The 15,102-nt window shown below is 39.9% G+C and carries 23 protein-coding genes; all 23 read right to left on the reverse strand.

Annotated features, from left to right (window positions below):
* Position 1: 1 nt before the first annotated feature.
* Entirely contained in the window at positions 2 to 598 is a 597-nt protein-coding gene (locus Q7O90_RS06920; protein WP_304128860.1) for a Gp15 family bacteriophage protein, read from the reverse strand.
* Entirely contained in the window at positions 552 to 1,073 is a 522-nt protein-coding gene (locus Q7O90_RS06925; RefSeq protein ID WP_304128862.1) for a hypothetical protein, read from the reverse strand. Before Q7O90_RS06925 ends, Q7O90_RS06920 begins: the two co-directional genes overlap by 47 nt.
* 22 nt (positions 1,074 to 1,095) lie before the next feature.
* On the reverse strand, positions 1,096 to 1,584 hold the full coding sequence (locus Q7O90_RS06930) for a hypothetical protein (protein WP_304128863.1): 489 nt from the start codon (positions 1,582 to 1,584) through the stop codon (positions 1,096 to 1,098).
* A 9-nt stretch (positions 1,585 to 1,593) separates the two neighbouring features.
* The gene (locus Q7O90_RS06935) at positions 1,594 to 2,028 is read right to left on the reverse strand and encodes a hypothetical protein (protein ID WP_304128865.1); all 435 of its coding nucleotides are present in this window, start codon (positions 2,026 to 2,028) and stop codon (positions 1,594 to 1,596) included.
* Between the two features lie 5 nt (positions 2,029 to 2,033).
* Positions 2,034 to 2,456 carry a minor capsid protein gene (locus Q7O90_RS06940; protein ID WP_304128867.1) on the reverse strand — a complete coding sequence of 141 codons (423 nt, stop codon included), beginning with the start codon at positions 2,454 to 2,456 and terminating at the stop codon, positions 2,034 to 2,036.
* Positions 2,453 to 2,788, reverse strand: coding sequence for a hypothetical protein (locus Q7O90_RS06945; RefSeq protein WP_304128869.1), 336 nt, complete (start codon positions 2,786 to 2,788; stop codon positions 2,453 to 2,455). Before Q7O90_RS06945 ends, Q7O90_RS06940 begins: the two co-directional genes overlap by 4 nt.
* A gap of 2 nt (positions 2,789 to 2,790) precedes the next feature.
* Positions 2,791 to 3,111 (reverse strand): hypothetical protein, encoded by a 321-nt coding sequence (locus Q7O90_RS06950; RefSeq protein WP_106057862.1) that lies wholly within the window; start codon positions 3,109 to 3,111, stop codon positions 2,791 to 2,793.
* Between the two features lie 14 nt (positions 3,112 to 3,125).
* Positions 3,126 to 4,232, reverse strand: coding sequence for a P22 phage major capsid protein family protein (locus tag Q7O90_RS06955; RefSeq protein WP_304128872.1), 1,107 nt, complete (start codon positions 4,230 to 4,232; stop codon positions 3,126 to 3,128).
* A 5-nt stretch (positions 4,233 to 4,237) separates the two neighbouring features.
* Positions 4,238 to 4,855: a phage scaffolding protein gene (locus tag Q7O90_RS06960; protein ID WP_304128874.1), complete on the reverse strand. Its 618-nt coding sequence runs from the start codon at positions 4,853 to 4,855 to the stop codon at positions 4,238 to 4,240.
* 159 nt (positions 4,856 to 5,014) lie between these two features.
* Complete coding sequence (locus tag Q7O90_RS06965) at positions 5,015 to 5,155, reverse strand: hypothetical protein (protein ID WP_304128875.1); 141 nt, start codon at positions 5,153 to 5,155, stop codon at positions 5,015 to 5,017.
* A gap of 82 nt (positions 5,156 to 5,237) precedes the next feature.
* Positions 5,238 to 5,498: a hypothetical protein gene (locus Q7O90_RS06970; RefSeq protein WP_304128876.1), complete on the reverse strand. Its 261-nt coding sequence runs from the start codon at positions 5,496 to 5,498 to the stop codon at positions 5,238 to 5,240.
* Positions 5,495 to 7,129 (reverse strand): phage minor capsid protein, encoded by a 1,635-nt coding sequence (locus tag Q7O90_RS06975; RefSeq protein WP_304128878.1) that lies wholly within the window; start codon positions 7,127 to 7,129, stop codon positions 5,495 to 5,497. The genes Q7O90_RS06970 and Q7O90_RS06975 overlap by 4 nt, the downstream gene beginning before the upstream one ends.
* A gap of 28 nt (positions 7,130 to 7,157) precedes the next feature.
* Complete coding sequence (locus Q7O90_RS06980; RefSeq protein ID WP_304128880.1) at positions 7,158 to 8,669, reverse strand: hypothetical protein; 1,512 nt, start codon at positions 8,667 to 8,669, stop codon at positions 7,158 to 7,160.
* The gene (locus tag Q7O90_RS06985; RefSeq protein WP_304128881.1) at positions 8,669 to 10,069 is read right to left on the reverse strand and encodes a terminase large subunit domain-containing protein; all 1,401 of its coding nucleotides are present in this window, start codon (positions 10,067 to 10,069) and stop codon (positions 8,669 to 8,671) included. Before Q7O90_RS06985 ends, Q7O90_RS06980 begins: the two co-directional genes overlap by 1 nt.
* Complete coding sequence (locus Q7O90_RS06990) at positions 10,050 to 10,862, reverse strand: terminase small subunit (protein WP_304128882.1); 813 nt, start codon at positions 10,860 to 10,862, stop codon at positions 10,050 to 10,052. The genes Q7O90_RS06985 and Q7O90_RS06990 overlap by 20 nt, the downstream gene beginning before the upstream one ends.
* Before the next feature lie 234 nt (positions 10,863 to 11,096).
* Positions 11,097 to 11,492: a helix-turn-helix domain-containing protein gene (locus Q7O90_RS06995; protein WP_304128883.1), complete on the reverse strand. Its 396-nt coding sequence runs from the start codon at positions 11,490 to 11,492 to the stop codon at positions 11,097 to 11,099.
* Between the two features lie 42 nt (positions 11,493 to 11,534).
* Complete coding sequence (locus tag Q7O90_RS07000; protein WP_304128884.1) at positions 11,535 to 12,347, reverse strand: rolling circle replication-associated protein; 813 nt, start codon at positions 12,345 to 12,347, stop codon at positions 11,535 to 11,537.
* 233 nt (positions 12,348 to 12,580) lie between these two features.
* Entirely contained in the window at positions 12,581 to 12,754 is a 174-nt protein-coding gene (locus tag Q7O90_RS07005; RefSeq protein ID WP_304128886.1) for a hypothetical protein, read from the reverse strand.
* Entirely contained in the window at positions 12,747 to 12,920 is a 174-nt protein-coding gene (locus Q7O90_RS07010; RefSeq protein ID WP_157682530.1) for a hypothetical protein, read from the reverse strand. Before Q7O90_RS07010 ends, Q7O90_RS07005 begins: the two co-directional genes overlap by 8 nt.
* Positions 12,913 to 13,113, reverse strand: coding sequence for a hypothetical protein (locus Q7O90_RS07015; protein ID WP_304128889.1), 201 nt, complete (start codon positions 13,111 to 13,113; stop codon positions 12,913 to 12,915). Before Q7O90_RS07015 ends, Q7O90_RS07010 begins: the two co-directional genes overlap by 8 nt.
* The gene (locus Q7O90_RS07020; RefSeq protein ID WP_304128891.1) at positions 13,079 to 13,642 is read right to left on the reverse strand and encodes a DUF3310 domain-containing protein; all 564 of its coding nucleotides are present in this window, start codon (positions 13,640 to 13,642) and stop codon (positions 13,079 to 13,081) included. The genes Q7O90_RS07015 and Q7O90_RS07020 overlap by 35 nt, the downstream gene beginning before the upstream one ends.
* Positions 13,643 to 13,648: 6 nt before the next feature.
* Positions 13,649 to 14,620, reverse strand: a complete 972-nt coding sequence (locus Q7O90_RS07025; protein WP_304128893.1) for a DUF3102 domain-containing protein — start codon at positions 14,618 to 14,620, stop codon at positions 13,649 to 13,651.
* Positions 14,620 to 15,102, reverse strand: a 483-nt coding sequence (locus Q7O90_RS07030; RefSeq protein ID WP_304128894.1) for a PcfJ domain-containing protein, incomplete at its 5' end; no start/stop codon positions are given. The genes Q7O90_RS07025 and Q7O90_RS07030, both read right to left, overlap by 1 nt.

Here is a 15,102-nt window from a genome sequence, read left to right on the forward strand (position 1 = left end):
ACTAACCATTCCCTTCTTTAAGTAATTTATTGAATCTATCTACAGCGTTTTGTTCCTCTTTTGACCTTTGAACCTTAAGCTCTGCAATATCTGCATTTTCCGCCCACCAATCAATATCACTTTCTGTTTGCTTACCCTTTTGTTTCAGCAAACGTTGAGATACTATCGTTGTGAAACTGGATTCGCCAACTTCTGAAAAGGCCGATAGAAAGTCCCACCAATGAAAAAAGGCTTTTCCACGAACGGAAAACCCCACGGTTTTATCTACTGCCGCTATTATGAATCTCAAATCCTGATTCCATGAATATAGTCTTCTTTGACTGCCGGCAGAAGATGTTTGATTCAGCTCTCCACCATTTAGAAACCACACTGTTTTCTCTAGTGCTTCTTGTAAATAAACTCCTGGAATTACTGTATCTTTGAAGATTACCTTCATTGCTATAAAAAGCTTTTCACTATCTGTCAGTTCAGGATCTTCAAACATCTGCATCAAGCGGATACCAGCTCTATAATCACTCCTGATAGAATATTCCTTTTCTCCTAGCTTAATGCTATTCGGCAGAGTCAGCATTCTCTTCTTCTGCCTCTTCAGTAGCATCAATTACTTCTTCATCTCTAGGTAAATCCTCTACTATTTCAGAACAAACCTTGTCGATTCTATCAGATCTAGTTTGAATTTCCTTCTCAAAGATAGGATACAAAGCCATGAGCATTGCTATCATGATGTACTCCCCATCACTATTAATTGCAACGGAGGATGTGTCTCCAAAAACAATTTGAGCCTGTCCTTCACCAAAAATACTATCAAAAGAACCTCTGAACCAACTGTCTATATCATCCATAAGGTCTGCAGTTTGAGATGTAAATTCAGCTTCAGTAATATCTCCTGACTCCTCAATACCTTCTGCCCTCTTTGAAAAATCTTTCATCTTTTCTTCCGCTTCATCAACCAGTCTCAAAAAGCCTTTAAGTACTTTCTGATCTGTAGGATTAAACGAAAACTTTCGGGATGGATCACCCTGCACATACAGGGTGATTGTCCCGGTATCAAAATTCAAATTTGTACCAGCCATGACCTATTATCCTTTCTTATCCTTATAGAGTCTTTGTGAATTTCTTTGTCGTAGGATTAAATTTACCCTTCTCATTCACATTAGTGTAGTGCAGCTCGTAAGGAATCTGGAAAGCATCCGTGTTGCCTCCAAGAGACTTAACCTCCACGATTACCCCCTTCTTGATTGCCGGATATTCAGATGATTCCGGTTCAGCAAATAGGTCTACGTCTATTACGTGTGTCTCGCAGTCACCATGTGTCTTGAGACCATCAGCAATTCCTTTTAGGAATGCAAAGGTCTTTGTCCCCTTATCTGCCTTATAGGGTGAAACAGACATACTTGGAGAATAACCGTCTACCGCCGTACTGTTCTTACCAAGAACATTTTTGGTCTTGCTGACATTGGCATTGAGCTCTTCAGTCAATGTATCGTTATCTTCTCCAATTGCCTCGTAGTCCAAGTTAGTCCCACCTGCATCCGGAATTCCTAAAAACGTCTGCCATAGTTCTCTTTTAATTACATTGCTCATATTGTCCTCCTATTTTCTCTTATTGATTGTTAGTATTAACTCTACTTGATATACTCCTGCACCACTTTCCTCGATGTCATATAGCATATGATTTGATGGAACTAGATTGACTGCTTCATACTTACCTGGTAATTCAGGAAGGAGTCCTTCATCAATCTTTGTTTCAATCCATTCTGAAAGAGACTCCAAAAAGTCATACATATCTTCTCTCGCAGAATTATCTACGGCCAAATCCTTTGCGAAAAAAATATATGAATTTTCATAAGTCTTATTCCCAAGAACATCCGTTCTCGTTCTAGAATTACCTGTTGGTGCAAGTGCGGAAGTTCCACCTTTTACACCTCTCTTTCCCGGTGTATAGTCCGTTTCCATCTCTGACATATTTATAAGCTGCATTCCATCATACTTGGCTAAATAATCTTGTACGCTTTTAATGATACTCATTAGTTTTATCCCCTCGTTATTGCAGCAGCTCCGGATAGTATGCTGTGTAGATGTTGCCTCTTCATTCGTTCGAACCACTTAGGTCCTCTCCTAGGTGCTCCGTGATACTGCATATTGCGGTTTGTAAGCTTCTTAGGTGCTTTCCCAACCATCAGCCTGCCATAATAGTGATATCTAGCATATGGTGCGTTATACACTACTTCACCCTCACCTGGTACAGTTCCTAGTATGCCGGACTTATCTAACATACCCGAGCGAAATGGAACCATTGGGCTGCATAACCTAATTACTTCATGGTCAATAAACTTTTGAGCTTTATCAAAGCTTTTGCCCCATAGATTTCCAAATCCTGGATTCCACTTTAGCTCCGCAGTGCCATTCTTAGTTACAACAATGCACCCCCGCGGTGTTTCTATTTTGTTTGTCATCTTGCAACCACCTCTATATGCTTCTGCCCATCGCCAAAATCAAAATTTTCAGCCGATGTGACGAGAAATGCGTTCTTGTGATATAAGATATCGTTTGCCTTATTTATGGCTGTTACAGGTGAAATTCCATCGTATATGATGTCACCTTTTTCTATGATTACATCATTGATAGATGTAAGTGGTATATATGCAATCAGTTTAGATGAGGATTCAACACCATGCTTTCTGATTGTTTCTCCCTCAATCTTCTCTACATGCACATCATTCACCACTCTAGTCAGCCACTTATTATCTTCCACCTTGTGATAAATCGTTACAGTTTGTGTGAACATGTTCACGCCCACTCAACTCCCTTCCGATATTCGGATAGATAAAGCATGGCTGCATTAAGAAGCCTATCTTTATCAGATACACTATTCACGCTGTAGTGCTTTGACCATGACCCCACAGTCTGACTCTCCAGCACCCCCTGATCTACGGTCTGCTTTGCCTCTGCAACAGCGCATATACCATGCTTATAATCATCTGCTTCAACACTAAATCCTACGAAATGCTTTCGAATATAAGCACTGGCGAAAGCTTCACGCCCCCGCCAGTCTTCCTCAGATATTGCCTTGCCGCAGAATTCGTCCGTGTAAAACTTATATTCAACCATTAAGGCCTCCTTGCTTATCCAAGCACTCTTGTCGCAAGTTCAGGATAAATTGCTGTGTAACCGTAGAGCACATCCATTGACAGCATCTCCTTCTTCTTCGTCATGTCATAACCTCTTACTACACGAAGAGAGATTCCGTTGTAGCTAGTTACGTAACTCTCAACTCCTGCTGGTGCCTGAAGTGGTCTTGTTACATACGCAAAAGCCATAGGGTTAAATGCAAGGTTTGCAGTATGGCTCTTAAGCACTTCAGCCTGCACACCCGCATTAGCTGTAATCTCTGGAGCTACACTAACGCGAATATCGGTCCCTGAAACTGAGACATCCTCTGTAACAGCATACTGCTTTCCAACAATAGTGATAATATCTCCCTTAACGAGGGTTCCTGTAAGTCCTGTTCCTGTAAGTACAACCTCGTTAGACTTTACAACCTGTGTCTTAACAGTAATGTTACCGCTAGTTACCTTGAGTGTACCTGCAGTATGTTTTCTCACAGCCTGGGACATGTAGTTATCAAGTCCCATTACTCTACCGATTGAGCCCTCTCTGAGAGCACTGGTAGAACCTGACTTCTCAGCATTAACGATTGCTGGGACAGTGGAGAATGCAGCATCAGCTTCAGCATCCCATACTCCAACTCTTCCAGCAACTGGCACGAGCTGCTTATTAAGCTGCTTTCTTACATTTGCAAGATCCGTCAGTTCAGTTGGCGTCGTACCTGCCTTTCCCACAGCTGTAGGAATGAACTTATATAGATCTAGTCCATCATTGTTAATCTTCTCTGCAAGAGCGACTGCTGCTGGTTCAAGAAATAGTCTGTTTAGGTCATCTACGTTAGTAGCTCTCTGTATTGCGCTAAACTCCACATCTACTGTAGCTAGCTTGTCTAGTTTAACCTCTACAGATTCCTCCTCGATTCCCTGTGGCTTAACTCCCTGCGCCTCATTGAATTCCTCTGCAATGAGTTTTACAGGCTTCTTGACCTGAATCTTGGTTCCAAGTCCTGGCACAAAATCATTTGAGAAATCTCTGTGCACTAGGTTAGGGAACACTAGATTGTTCACTAGTCTAGGCAGTGTCTGTCTTGCGATATTTTTTACTTCAAGAAAATTGTTTGGCATAATTCTTACTTCCTTTCGTTTTCTTCGAGTCTTTTGTAATACTCTTCATCTGATAGTTTGTCGAGATCAGGCTCTGCTCCGCCTCCGTGATTTCCACCACTCGAGAACCCTCCTGCTCCGCCAGTTACACCATCGTCACCATCATCCTTTTTAAACAATGCGGGTGATGCTTCCATCATTGGCTTTAGGATGTCAGATAGACCAATAGGGTTACCCTGACTATCAAAAGCAAACTTATCGATGCCACCATGTTTATACATGATGTAATCAGGATCCAGTGCCCCTTGACCTCTTAGTGCATCCTTTAAGGCGTATTCCTTTTGTAGGTCGCTAGTCTTCTTTTTCTCTGCTGCAATATCAGCATCATACTTATCCTGCCATTCCTTGGCATCATTACGCAGCTTGTCAACATCGACCCCATCGAACTTATCGACCTTCTCTTTCAGACCCTTGATAGTCTGATCAGCAATATCAAGTTCTTTCTGTTTGTCCTGTGCTGTCTTATCCTGTGCTGCTTTAATGTCTTTGCCATTTTCTGCAAGGATGTTTTCGACGGTATCTTTCAGCTTTTCATCAGATACTCCAGCTTCCTTCAAAACTTTCTCGATCTCTTCTCTTTTCATTGTGTCCTCCATTCTTTTATCCGCTACGCCATCTTTTACGGCAGGCGACGCCGATGCGGCTCACATTTTACGCCGATGAGCAGGCGAGTAATAAAATTCAGTCAGTTTTACGCCTTGACTGGGCGAATATAAAAAACAGAGGTGCGCACCCTCTGCAATTTATCTAATGTTATAAGCACCCTGCCTCTTCAAATGCTTTTTGTAGTTTTGGAGCTTGGGAGTTTCTTTTCCTATTTGCCCCTTGATGCTATATTCTGTCCCAAGTATATTTACTTTGTCTTTTAATTCTAAAGATTCCATTATCTCTCCTTTTCTTTGCATGCAAAAAGCAGACCGCTTGGTCTGCTTTAAAATTCAACTATTACTTAACGTTTTGAGTCTATTACTCCTCTTTAACTTTTCTATCATCATAATCATCACATGCATCTAAAACGCGATCATATATCAATTGTGCACCTTCACCAATCTCGTTATAGAACTCCATCTTTTTATCAAAACCATAGCATAGAATCATGTCATCAAGAGCATCAAGGTATTTCCTAATATCAGTACGTTCCAATTTAATTGCTGCTAGCTCAGACCATTCATCTACATATGGTTTTAAAAATTCTTGTTCTTCACCACTTATTTTTACAACAATCATATCCCTCTATCCTTTCTGTTAGTTTGTACAAGCATACCAGTTTTAGGATTATATGTAACTTGGCATCCTGAGCCTATCAACATTATAGTGTCTTTATGACGTTCGGACTTTTTCTCTTTTCCATTAGTTATACAAGCTTTTAATTGTTCAACACTAACACCTGCTCTATTATATTCTCTATCCAAAGCAGAACGCCCAATCATTCTGCCGACAAAATGAGAGGAATAATCCATAATCTCGATATTCTGCGGCGTCTTTAGCCCCATAATCTGCTCTTCAATCTGACGTGCTGTTTCTCTATATACAAGAAACCCAGTTAGTGGGGAAAACTCAGCTTTATTAACAGCCAACACATATTTTTTGAATAGCTTGTACTCAGGAGGGTTATTGTACTTCATGTCGTAATAGCTTGCAAGTGTTTTTCTCATTCCTTGACCTTCAAGAGAATAAGCTTTACGAAACCACTGGTAATATTTCCTCGCTTCCCATTGAGATTTACCGGCTTCACCTTTTCCAAAACCTGCTACTATCATACGGTCATGCTGTGATGGCATGCCTGTCTGATCTTCCAGGTTCTTCAATTTTTCCATATATGATCGCATCTTTACACTGGATTCTGTTGTATCAAGTCCTGCAGCCTCTTGCATTAGGTATTCTCGTTTCCATCTCCTCCGAGCTCTTTCGTAATACCTATGCATCTGAGATACTTCATACTCTGTATATTTCTTGCCATTGTATAAGTAATCCTTAGCTACATATTCGGCCAGCATCTCATCGCTATAAGCAGAAGTTGATAATCCAGGATAGAACGGATGGAAATTGTGCCTGCAATTATATCCGCACAACCCTGGTCCTGTTCCGTACCCTGTAGCTTCATAGAAGTTAGGGTATCCCGGTTCCTTACCATGTAGTTTAAACACCTTGCCTTGCCACACCTCATGTTCAGGACGCGCTCCGGCATGTGCTGTCGTTTCCACGTATTCGCTATCCACATCTTCCGCTCTTGCAAGCTGCATGTCTCCAGCTGTCTGATTAATACCGGTCACAATAGCTCTTCTAGCTGCCACTTCTATATTATCAACACGTCCTGAAGGATACCTTACAGACTCAATTCCTTTTGCAGCTAATGTCTTGATTGCATTCCTTATTGCGGTTTCTGCATCAAAGGCTCCAGATATTACTTGCATATATGCTTGGTCAAGTATCTTGCTAAACTGTTTGGATGCATTAGCTGCAGTACTTCTTGTGAGATTACGAAAAGCTTTTGCTGTTCGTCTATATCCAGAATTCATTACAGCTATCAGAGATGGACTAGCTTCCAGTGGTGGGCATTTCTTTCCTGCCATTGTATGAATCCGATCATCATTAGCTATTGTCTCCATTCCGGCTTCTTTCATTAGCTCCTTGATTTCTTCAAGGCTTCTTCCCGTGAGCTGTGACAGTCTCCTATTTATCTCGGATTCCACCATTCCCATTGCTTCGAGTTTTCTCTTCTGCCACTGTGCAGCAGGGATATAAAAATCATATGTGGATATACGCCTTGCCATATCAGCAAGTATTGCTTCCTCTGTTTCTCTATATAGTTCAAGCAAACCTTCTGGTGCTTCATGCAAGAATTCCGGTGTAAGCATATATCCTCCTTAATAACTATAAGCTGTTCTATTTTTGATTAAACCCGAACGGATCCTCTTCATAATTGCTTTCAGGAATATTAGCTTTTGCAGTGTCGTCACTTTCTCCATACCACTTAGCTCTATACTCCCATTTATTCATAATACCTTCTCTTACATCCTGCATGTCTTGAGCCCTTTCAGACGCACTATCAGATATGAAGCTATCTCCAAGGTCTATTTCAATCTTTGTTTCTGGATCTACCGTGCCACCTCCAAGCTCTTTCTTTACCCATAGGATTGATCTGATAAGTGATTCAAGTGCATCTTTGACAATAAGAGAGTGTTTCCCTGTATTTCTAGTCAAATCTTGACGTCCACCAAGATATTCTGTAGCGGTTACCTGAACAGACCCTGTACCACTGTTGAAGTGATAGAATTTAGTTCCCAGACCGCACTTAAACGATAGTAAATCTAGCTGAGCCTGAACTCCCTCTACGTTCTCTGATACTCTGAGGGACGGATTGTGTTCTTGAATAAACTTCTTTGTTCCATCATCATCTATCAGGTCATCACCTGTTTCCACAAATAGCTGCTGTGCTACATCATCGGGAGTAATAGTCTCTCCGTTCTCATTTCTACGAACAATGCGGCTATTCATGAACACCTTTTTGCCGCCAAGCTTGAAGTCTTTGTTGAAATTATTGTATGCAAGGTCTACCCCTTCAAGGTTATCTAGCGCATTCGCAAATACAGAAATTCCTAGTGGCGACCCTGGAGCTATGTTGTTCTCGATATTTGGCATAACGATAGAAAACAGAGGAACGTTTCCCCCTGTTGTCATTTCTTTAAGTATTCCACCTGGAAGCTCTTGCTTTATCAGACTACCCTCTTCAGCTTTAAAGTACTCGTTTGTAATTACATACTGTCCGTCTATCAGCCTGTGAGTTTCAAGATATATCATCTTCTCACCTAGCTGCAGCACCTCAGAGGCAAATACAACCTCTGTTATCTTGCCTGCATGTACAGACAGAGGGATTATGTGGTCTGCAGATAGATACTCAATCCTAATGTCTATGTCAGAACTTGGTATTATCTTATTGTTCCTACCGAGCTTTATATTTTCAGCTCTTAACACGAATGCACCTGTACCGAATGCAAAGCTCTTTTCTATCAGTCGATTACCTTGCTGACGGAAGGCATTGTTTCTAAGTACACCCTTGAATATATCTTTTTTAGGTTTCTTGCCTTCTTTTCCCTCTTCAGCATCATCCTTTTCTCCGAGTATGTACGTCTCGGATGCTTCATCATCGATGGCAATATGTAGCTCATCATTCAGTAGTCCTGATGCCCAGTCCTCACATACTTGCTTTGCCATCTTTAATGTATAGAGTTTGCGTTCTTTCTTCTTGCCATCCAATCCAACCTCTGCAAAAGTGTGAAATGGAGCATAATAGCCCATCCACCATTCTCTCCATATCGATATATTTTGGTAATAGCTACTATCAAGATTTATGTCGTACTTTTTATTTAAGTGATCAATAACGGTATTTATATTCATCAGTTACTCCTTTTGGATTCAGGAAGCAGCTTTTTCATAAATCGCTCCCATGAATATTCCCATGCATCTAATATATCTATGTCACTGCTAAAATTATCTAGGCGAACGTCCTTTCCCTTTTCAGCTTCCTTTGGGTCCCATATCGCTGACTTCAGACCAGCTATCAGAAGTTTGCATTCCGGTAATACCCTCATCCTTCCACTAGCTAGCAAAGTATTACCGCAGTACACACGATCCGTAATCTTCTTCTTCGCACTATCACCTATGCTTGCTGTGATACCCGCTGCCCTACATGCTTTAGCCAATCCATTTATCAGATACTGTGCTTCATTATCGGCGAATATATAGAGTATAGGGATTCCTGGAAACTCCCTCTTCAGCTCCTCGTAAAATATCAAGAAGCTCTTATTAAGCTTGTCCGGATCTATATCACCCTTTTTCCCTTCGATATTCGCATCTTTTACTACATCGACCTCCTGGAATCTGTAGTGGACTGCTGAAGCTACGAATGTTGTTAGAGATCTGTTTCCTCCAAAGTCTATCCCTATTGAGATAAAGTGTATGGTTCTTAACCATTCCTGCTTTTCGCTATAGTCCTTGAATATCCGAATGTGTTTACTTGGATTATCAGCAAAGCTTTTATATATGACACCCTCTGCAGCACATCTCTCTCCGAGTATGTCTCTCCTGTACCATATTGATGCAGGATCATAGTCTGCCATCAGTTCTTTCTGTCTCTGCTTGCTAATCGTTACGTTATCAAACAAGGTAAAATGCTCGTAATTATATCCACTAGGAAACTCACCTGCAGCTGCTTTCTCAGCATACTTGCCTATGTAATCCTTGTATATCGATGCATATGGATTATCAGGGTTTAAATCCCAAAAGAATTTACGCATCTTAGCTGCTGCCGTACGGTTGATACACTCTTTTATCATTGAATCATGATGCAGATTTATCTCTGTGGCTATCCACATACCATATGAGTTACCACGAACTTTTTTATATGAGTCAGCCTTGCCGCCACCTGCAAATATAACCACTCTTAGTTTCCTGTTTGTAGACGGTCCTTGTATATACAGAGCCTCATTACCCTTGAACTTTCCCCAGTGACATTGCCCTCTGAATATGTGCTCAAGTCCGAATCCGTTTGCATCTCCGATATTAAGTTTTGCATTTCCCAGTGTTGAACCACTAGCTAGATGTAGCTTGTCCTTTGTCCTCTTCAGCTCATGAGCAAAAGCAAATATATTATCCGTTGTCTTGCCAGCACGGATAGACCCCTCCGCAACATTGTATGTGCAGTCCCTGGATCGTCTCATATACGCCTTGTGCTTATCTCCAAATCTGTAAGGAATACTCTTTCTCTTAACAGGTTCTTTACTCTTCGGTGCTGCCATATATCTCTTCCTCTAGGTCATCAACATCTTCAATCTCTGCCCCTTCTCCAGTTAAAGCCTTATTAACTGTAGCTGTCTTTGACTTAATATATTCAACCTGAGCCTTCTGCTCTTCTGTGGCTAAATCCATATGATCGGCTAGCCAGGCTAAAGCCTTTTGTCTATCTTCGAGCTTAATCTTTTTCGTCTGTCCCATAGATATTTCGGCTATCAGGGTTCCGTCTACTTTTGCATCACTCTTGAATCTCATATAGTCATAACGAATCCCATCTTCGGATTTCTCACTTCCAAACTCAACGAAATCTGTTATATCTGAGAAAGCAATATCTATGTATTTCTGGAAGATATCAGATGGATTTAGCATGGCTTTATTAAGCCTGTTTTCCTTTAGCTCCCTAATACACTTTTTGATTTCAGCATTTTTCAGCATTCTGTATCCATTTGACCCTGCTGTTTTACGGCTACATTTATATGCTTTTTGGTATGCTTTTGTAGCATTAAAACAGGTCACATAATACATGCAAAATAATTTTTGATTAGATGTAAGAAAATTATTTTCGACAAGTTTTTCCGCCTCATCTCCGAGTTCCTTTTTCAGATGCTTCTCAGTAGCCTTTTTTGACTGCATTTTTTGCAACGTTTTTGGCGTTGCACTTTGCTCCCATTTCCCACGTCTTTTCCATGACCTTAAAGTCGACTCTTTGACCTCTAGTTTTTGGGCAATAAATATTAAGTTTTCACCGCTTTCATAAAGTTCCTTTGCGGTCTTTTTCTTTTCTTCATTCGACTGCATCGTTCTTCCTGCACTGTTTAAAATTCATTAAAAAAACAGCATGCAACGAAGCAGCTGTTCAAATTCGTCTTATCTGGTGATTTCTTTATACCCATGCATTGAAAAAGGTCGCCGCAAGGCGTCCTTTTCCGAATGTTTATAGCTTGGGAGAAAAATCTGTGTCTCTTCGACACTTTCTACACTATCATTTTATCAGGAAAAAAGGTGAATTGTGTGAATCTTACTTTTTCACTATTAAATCTTCATTTTCCAAAACCGTTTTAACTTCTTAGTTATTGTGCTTCTGTCATAACCGAGAAGCTTCCCTATCTCTTCCTGGCTTAATCCATTTATGTAATAGCTACGCAGGATGGTTCTAAGTTCACTATCTGTTTGAATCTCGATAAATTTCTCTGCTTCAATTATTTTTCTTTGCAACTTCTTCTTTGTCGCAATAAGCTTTTTTATCAATTGGTCCTTGCATATTGAACCGTCATCATATCCCATCTCTATTTTAGGAACAGGATATCCAGTTTTATAATCTTTATAGAACGCAAAAGTATATGTGCTTTTAGGAGCACACAATGACATCTCTATTGCGTTTATTTCTTGCTTAATCGATATAAGCTCTTCCATTTCTTTTTTTGTCATATTTCATCCCACTTAAACAATCTTACTCGCTAGAGTAACTCATCATCTTCTGCAGTATTCTGTTTTTCGCATTCGTATAAGCAAGCTGAACCCGGAACCATTACCTCCGCTTTCTTCATCTTGCCCAAACAAAGCCAATTGTCTTCCATCATGTTCAACAAGGCAGTCCGTAAAGGTATACCTTGTCTTGTTGTTTTTATTAATAAGCTTAGATATATATAGTCCATCTGATGGGTCATTAATAATTCTCTCCATCTGAGATTTCGTTATAGCTTTATCTGAAACTATAGGATCAGGCTTTTCTAGATTTATTGAACTACCCCAGCATCTTTTACTCTTACCCTGTCTAGCCATATACAGAGCTTTGCCAGTGATTCCGTATTCATCAAATTTGAGCTTGTCAGAATTAGAAAATCCAGCCTTCCATTTATCCTCTATGACGTCTCTATCCACATTTCCAAATATCATGTGGATATGGGGTCTAGCTTTTGAGCCAGTATCATCTCCCTTGTGATTTGAGATTACATACACATATTTCACTGGCTCGCTGGATCTCTTTTTCATCTCCCTGCGTACTCTTGCCACATAGTTAGTTATATCCTTAAGTACCTGTTCTCTGTCATACGGAAGATGATCATCGTCATATGTGAGATCTATACTAAAGTCACCCTCTTTGAAATTAAGATTGCATATTCTGACAAAGTATCTTTGACTTCTTTTTGAATTTAGGTTTTTCTGCGCTGGGGATGACTCATGTCTTTTTTCTGCTCTTTTTATTATTCTCTTTCTTGGAGACACATTATATATTTCTAACTCGAGATAATCTCCAGTGTAATATTTTTTAGTTCTTATCATAGTTATTTAAATGCCTGACTTGTTAATACTCATTTGAACTCTTAATCCGGCATTACGCCGGATGATTTTAACGTATTATTTCTTCCTTATATATGGAAGAAAGTTTTGAAGCTTTAATTCTATATATGAAAGCGGCAAGCATCTGTAAAAAGTAGTATGTGCTCTTATATATTTATGTCTGATTTTGAAAGGAGTATACCTTCTGCCTACCGCTGTCATATCAAAATTGTTTTCTATCTATATATGTATATACACACTAATATAATTGTTAACCCTGCGAGGAGTAGTACATCTGCTATCATGAATAGTTTATTTGCTATATCCATCCTCTTCATCGCTGTGAAATATAGTGCTACTATTCCAACCATAAAGCCTGTAATTAAGAAAGTTATTATTAAATTAAGCATTTTCTAGTTCTCCAGTAATATCATTAACCTCTTCAGCCTTCCATGCTGGTACTATTGGGAGTGCACAAGTGGTGCATTTATCATGGTTATGCTTCCGGCACCACTTGCATATACCCTCACGCTGCTCTTCCGTATACATAGCTGCTATATCTTTTGACCTAATCAAGCGGAAAGTCTCCTGCCAGTTCTGTGTTAATAGGGTCTTCGTATCTTGCGATGATTTCTGCCATGACTCTTTCCTCTTCTTCCAAGTTCGACACAGGAGATTCAAGATACTCATTTACTTTTTTAACACCAAGTAAATCATCAAAGAATTTGTGTACTCTACTTTTCCTCATATGTTTTGGTTTGGCTTTCATTTGGATTCCTCCCATTAATTTCCCAGTTTAAGTACACCATTGCTTTTTTTAGATCTTCCAATCCACCTTTGTTGTCGGCTCTGATTAAATATTTCAGAGCATTTCCTCTGCAGAAAGCTTTAAATCCATTTTCTCCGAGTACCGCTCTAATAACATCTATCGACTCTATATCAAGTCCATCTAGCTTGTAGTGTTTAGGTTCATTGACCGAGTCGTACCCTGGTTCTTTATTATCTGCAGTTCGAAGAGCTTGTATTTTAACTGCTATGCTGGGATCCTGATTCACCATCCTAGTTAGCTGTCTAAAGGTCTTGCCTAGTCTTATGCATCTGATACTATAATCAGATAGACCCAGCAGGTATTTAATCTGTTCAAGCATGTTCTCAACATCTGCAACCTCTTCCTGAACATGGTCTATATTCTTACAACTCAGTGCTTCAACAAGTTCATTCAATTCTTCAATGCATTTCCCCAGTTGATTCTCTAATCCATAATGGTCTGCTATAAATTTCAATTCTTTATTTATCATGTTCTTCTAACCTTTCAGTTGATCTTCCTCGATATGCAATACCTGAAGTAATGCACTGCGCACCTTTTTGCCTTGTTCCGGATCTTTCGCCTCGATGACTGCAAGGCTCTTGCAGCATGATTGGAATACCTCTTGCAATATATTTACCTGTGCACGGAATGTAGTTAAATCTTCTTGGCTACTTGCAGACAGTTCCTTTTCAAGTCTTGCTATTGTTTTCTCTGCTTCGGTATATGCTGCTTGCAGTTTTGCCTTACCTTCCTTTACAGCTTCTGCCTTCTCCTTTTCATGTTCAGCCTTATATTTATCTACTGCCTCCTTTACGGCATCCTCCGTGTTGTTTTTAGCTGCTTTTGCTTTCGCTTTTTCTTTTTCAAGTTTTTCTTTGAGCCTTTTAATCTCATCGTCCTTCGCAGTGAGATCATCAACACTTATCTCTGATTCGGATTGTTCAGCCTCAAGCTCTGTAATTCGGTTTTTGAGGTGTTCTATTTCATCTGTACCGGCTTCAAGTTCATTATTTCTTGCTTTGAGGTTGGCTATTTCTGTCTTCAGCTCTGTAACTGTCATATCGTTAATATTTTCAGACTCAATCACTTCTTTTGCGACGTCATCTGGAGCGGATAAAAGTGCGAATGCCTTGGAAATGCTCAAATTCGTACACGTATACGAATTTGAAAATATGCTGTTCTCATCAGATGCACGTTTGGCCAATTGCATCATTTTGTTTGCTTTTGACTGTGAGAAATCCAGGTTATTATCACACCATGTGCCAAACTCTCCATGAGGTAATCGCTCCTTTACTATGAGTAGGCGGCGACCGGCGGATGCTGCCATCATGAGCGCGACGTTTCCAACTGCCTCCATCTGTTGATATAATCCATTTGCCTCATGACACAGCTGCTCCGTGCTCTTATCTTCTAACTCACCATTGGCTTCATTAATCTCGTAATTTACATCTATAATTGATTCTGTCATTATGCTGCTCCCTTCTTAGGTTTCTTTTTACTTCTTGGCTTGACAATGTTTTCCAGCCAATCATCTACCCACTTTCTAACTTCTGGTGCTGGCAGTCGATTCCCTGTTCCATAGCATTGATATATATGGTTATCACGAAGTTCAATTGTTATGAAAGGTGTATCTGGCTCATCAGTTCGCCTCATAACAAATACTGCTGTATCCCCTTCCGTTACGCTGTAATAGTATGAAGCAACACAATTTTTGTTATAACGACCTTCCTCTTCAAATTCCTTACAGTTTCTAAGTGGTCGTATAAGATATTCATTATCTTGATAAACATACTCTTCTAGTTGCGGAAGATACATTTTTTCATAATTCTCTTGTTGCTTTTTACATTTTTCCGCTTTTTCTGCATCTTTCTTTTCCAGATACTCTCTTGAGACCCTATCATGTGCTTCCTTTAAGTTTTTAGGATATAGATAGTAATCATTTTGTGGATA

This window comes from Mogibacterium diversum, from assembly GCF_938028775.1.
GTDB lineage: Bacteria > Bacillota > Clostridia > Peptostreptococcales > Anaerovoracaceae > Mogibacterium > Mogibacterium diversum_A.

Excerpts from the sequence above, each read along its gene's own strand:
- Q7O90_RS06990 (WP_304128882.1), bottom strand. The coding sequence starts at position 10,862 with ATGCAGTCGAATGAAGAAAAGAAAAAGACCGCAAAGGAACTTTATGAA.
- Q7O90_RS06940 (WP_304128867.1), bottom strand. The coding sequence starts at position 2,456 with ATGACAAACAAAATAGAAACACCGCGGGGGTGCATTGTTGTAACTAAG.
- Q7O90_RS07005 (WP_304128886.1), bottom strand. The coding sequence starts at position 12,754 with ATGCTTAATTTAATAATAACTTTCTTAATTACAGGCTTTATGGTTGGA.
- Q7O90_RS06985 (WP_304128881.1), bottom strand. The coding sequence starts at position 10,069 with ATGGCAGCACCGAAGAGTAAAGAACCTGTTAAGAGAAAGAGTATTCCT.
- Q7O90_RS06970 (WP_304128876.1), bottom strand. The coding sequence starts at position 5,498 with ATGATTGTTGTAAAAATAAGTGGTGAAGAACAAGAATTTTTAAAACCA.
- Q7O90_RS06955 (WP_304128872.1), bottom strand. The coding sequence starts at position 4,232 with ATGCCAAACAATTTTCTTGAAGTAAAAAATATCGCAAGACAGACACTG.
- Q7O90_RS06930 (WP_304128863.1), bottom strand. The coding sequence starts at position 1,584 with ATGAGCAATGTAATTAAAAGAGAACTATGGCAGACGTTTTTAGGAATT.
- Q7O90_RS06965 (WP_304128875.1), bottom strand. The coding sequence starts at position 5,155 with ATGGAATCTTTAGAATTAAAAGACAAAGTAAATATACTTGGGACAGAA.
- Q7O90_RS06935 (WP_304128865.1), bottom strand. The coding sequence starts at position 2,028 with ATGAGTATCATTAAAAGCGTACAAGATTATTTAGCCAAGTATGATGGA.
- Q7O90_RS06945 (WP_304128869.1), bottom strand. The coding sequence starts at position 2,788 with ATGTTCACACAAACTGTAACGATTTATCACAAGGTGGAAGATAATAAG.
- Q7O90_RS06925 (WP_304128862.1), bottom strand. The coding sequence starts at position 1,073 with ATGGCTGGTACAAATTTGAATTTTGATACCGGGACAATCACCCTGTAT.
- Q7O90_RS06975 (WP_304128878.1), bottom strand. The coding sequence starts at position 7,129 with ATGCTTACACCGGAATTCTTGCATGAAGCACCAGAAGGTTTGCTTGAA.
- Q7O90_RS07020 (WP_304128891.1), bottom strand. The coding sequence starts at position 13,642 with ATGATAAATAAAGAATTGAAATTTATAGCAGACCATTATGGATTAGAG.
- Q7O90_RS07000 (WP_304128884.1), bottom strand. The coding sequence starts at position 12,347 with ATGATAAGAACTAAAAAATATTACACTGGAGATTATCTCGAGTTAGAA.
- Q7O90_RS07015 (WP_304128889.1), bottom strand. The coding sequence starts at position 13,113 with ATGAAAGCCAAACCAAAACATATGAGGAAAAGTAGAGTACACAAATTC.
- Q7O90_RS07025 (WP_304128893.1), bottom strand. The coding sequence starts at position 14,620 with ATGACAGAATCAATTATAGATGTAAATTACGAGATTAATGAAGCCAAT.
- Q7O90_RS06960 (WP_304128874.1), bottom strand. The coding sequence starts at position 4,855 with ATGAAAAGAGAAGAGATCGAGAAAGTTTTGAAGGAAGCTGGAGTATCT.
- Q7O90_RS06995 (WP_304128883.1), bottom strand. The coding sequence starts at position 11,492 with ATGACAAAAAAAGAAATGGAAGAGCTTATATCGATTAAGCAAGAAATA.
- Q7O90_RS06980 (WP_304128880.1), bottom strand. The coding sequence starts at position 8,669 with ATGAATATAAATACCGTTATTGATCACTTAAATAAAAAGTACGACATA.
- Q7O90_RS06950 (WP_106057862.1), bottom strand. The coding sequence starts at position 3,111 with ATGGTTGAATATAAGTTTTACACGGACGAATTCTGCGGCAAGGCAATA.
- Q7O90_RS06920 (WP_304128860.1), bottom strand. The coding sequence starts at position 598 with ATGCTACTGAAGAGGCAGAAGAAGAGAATGCTGACTCTGCCGAATAGC.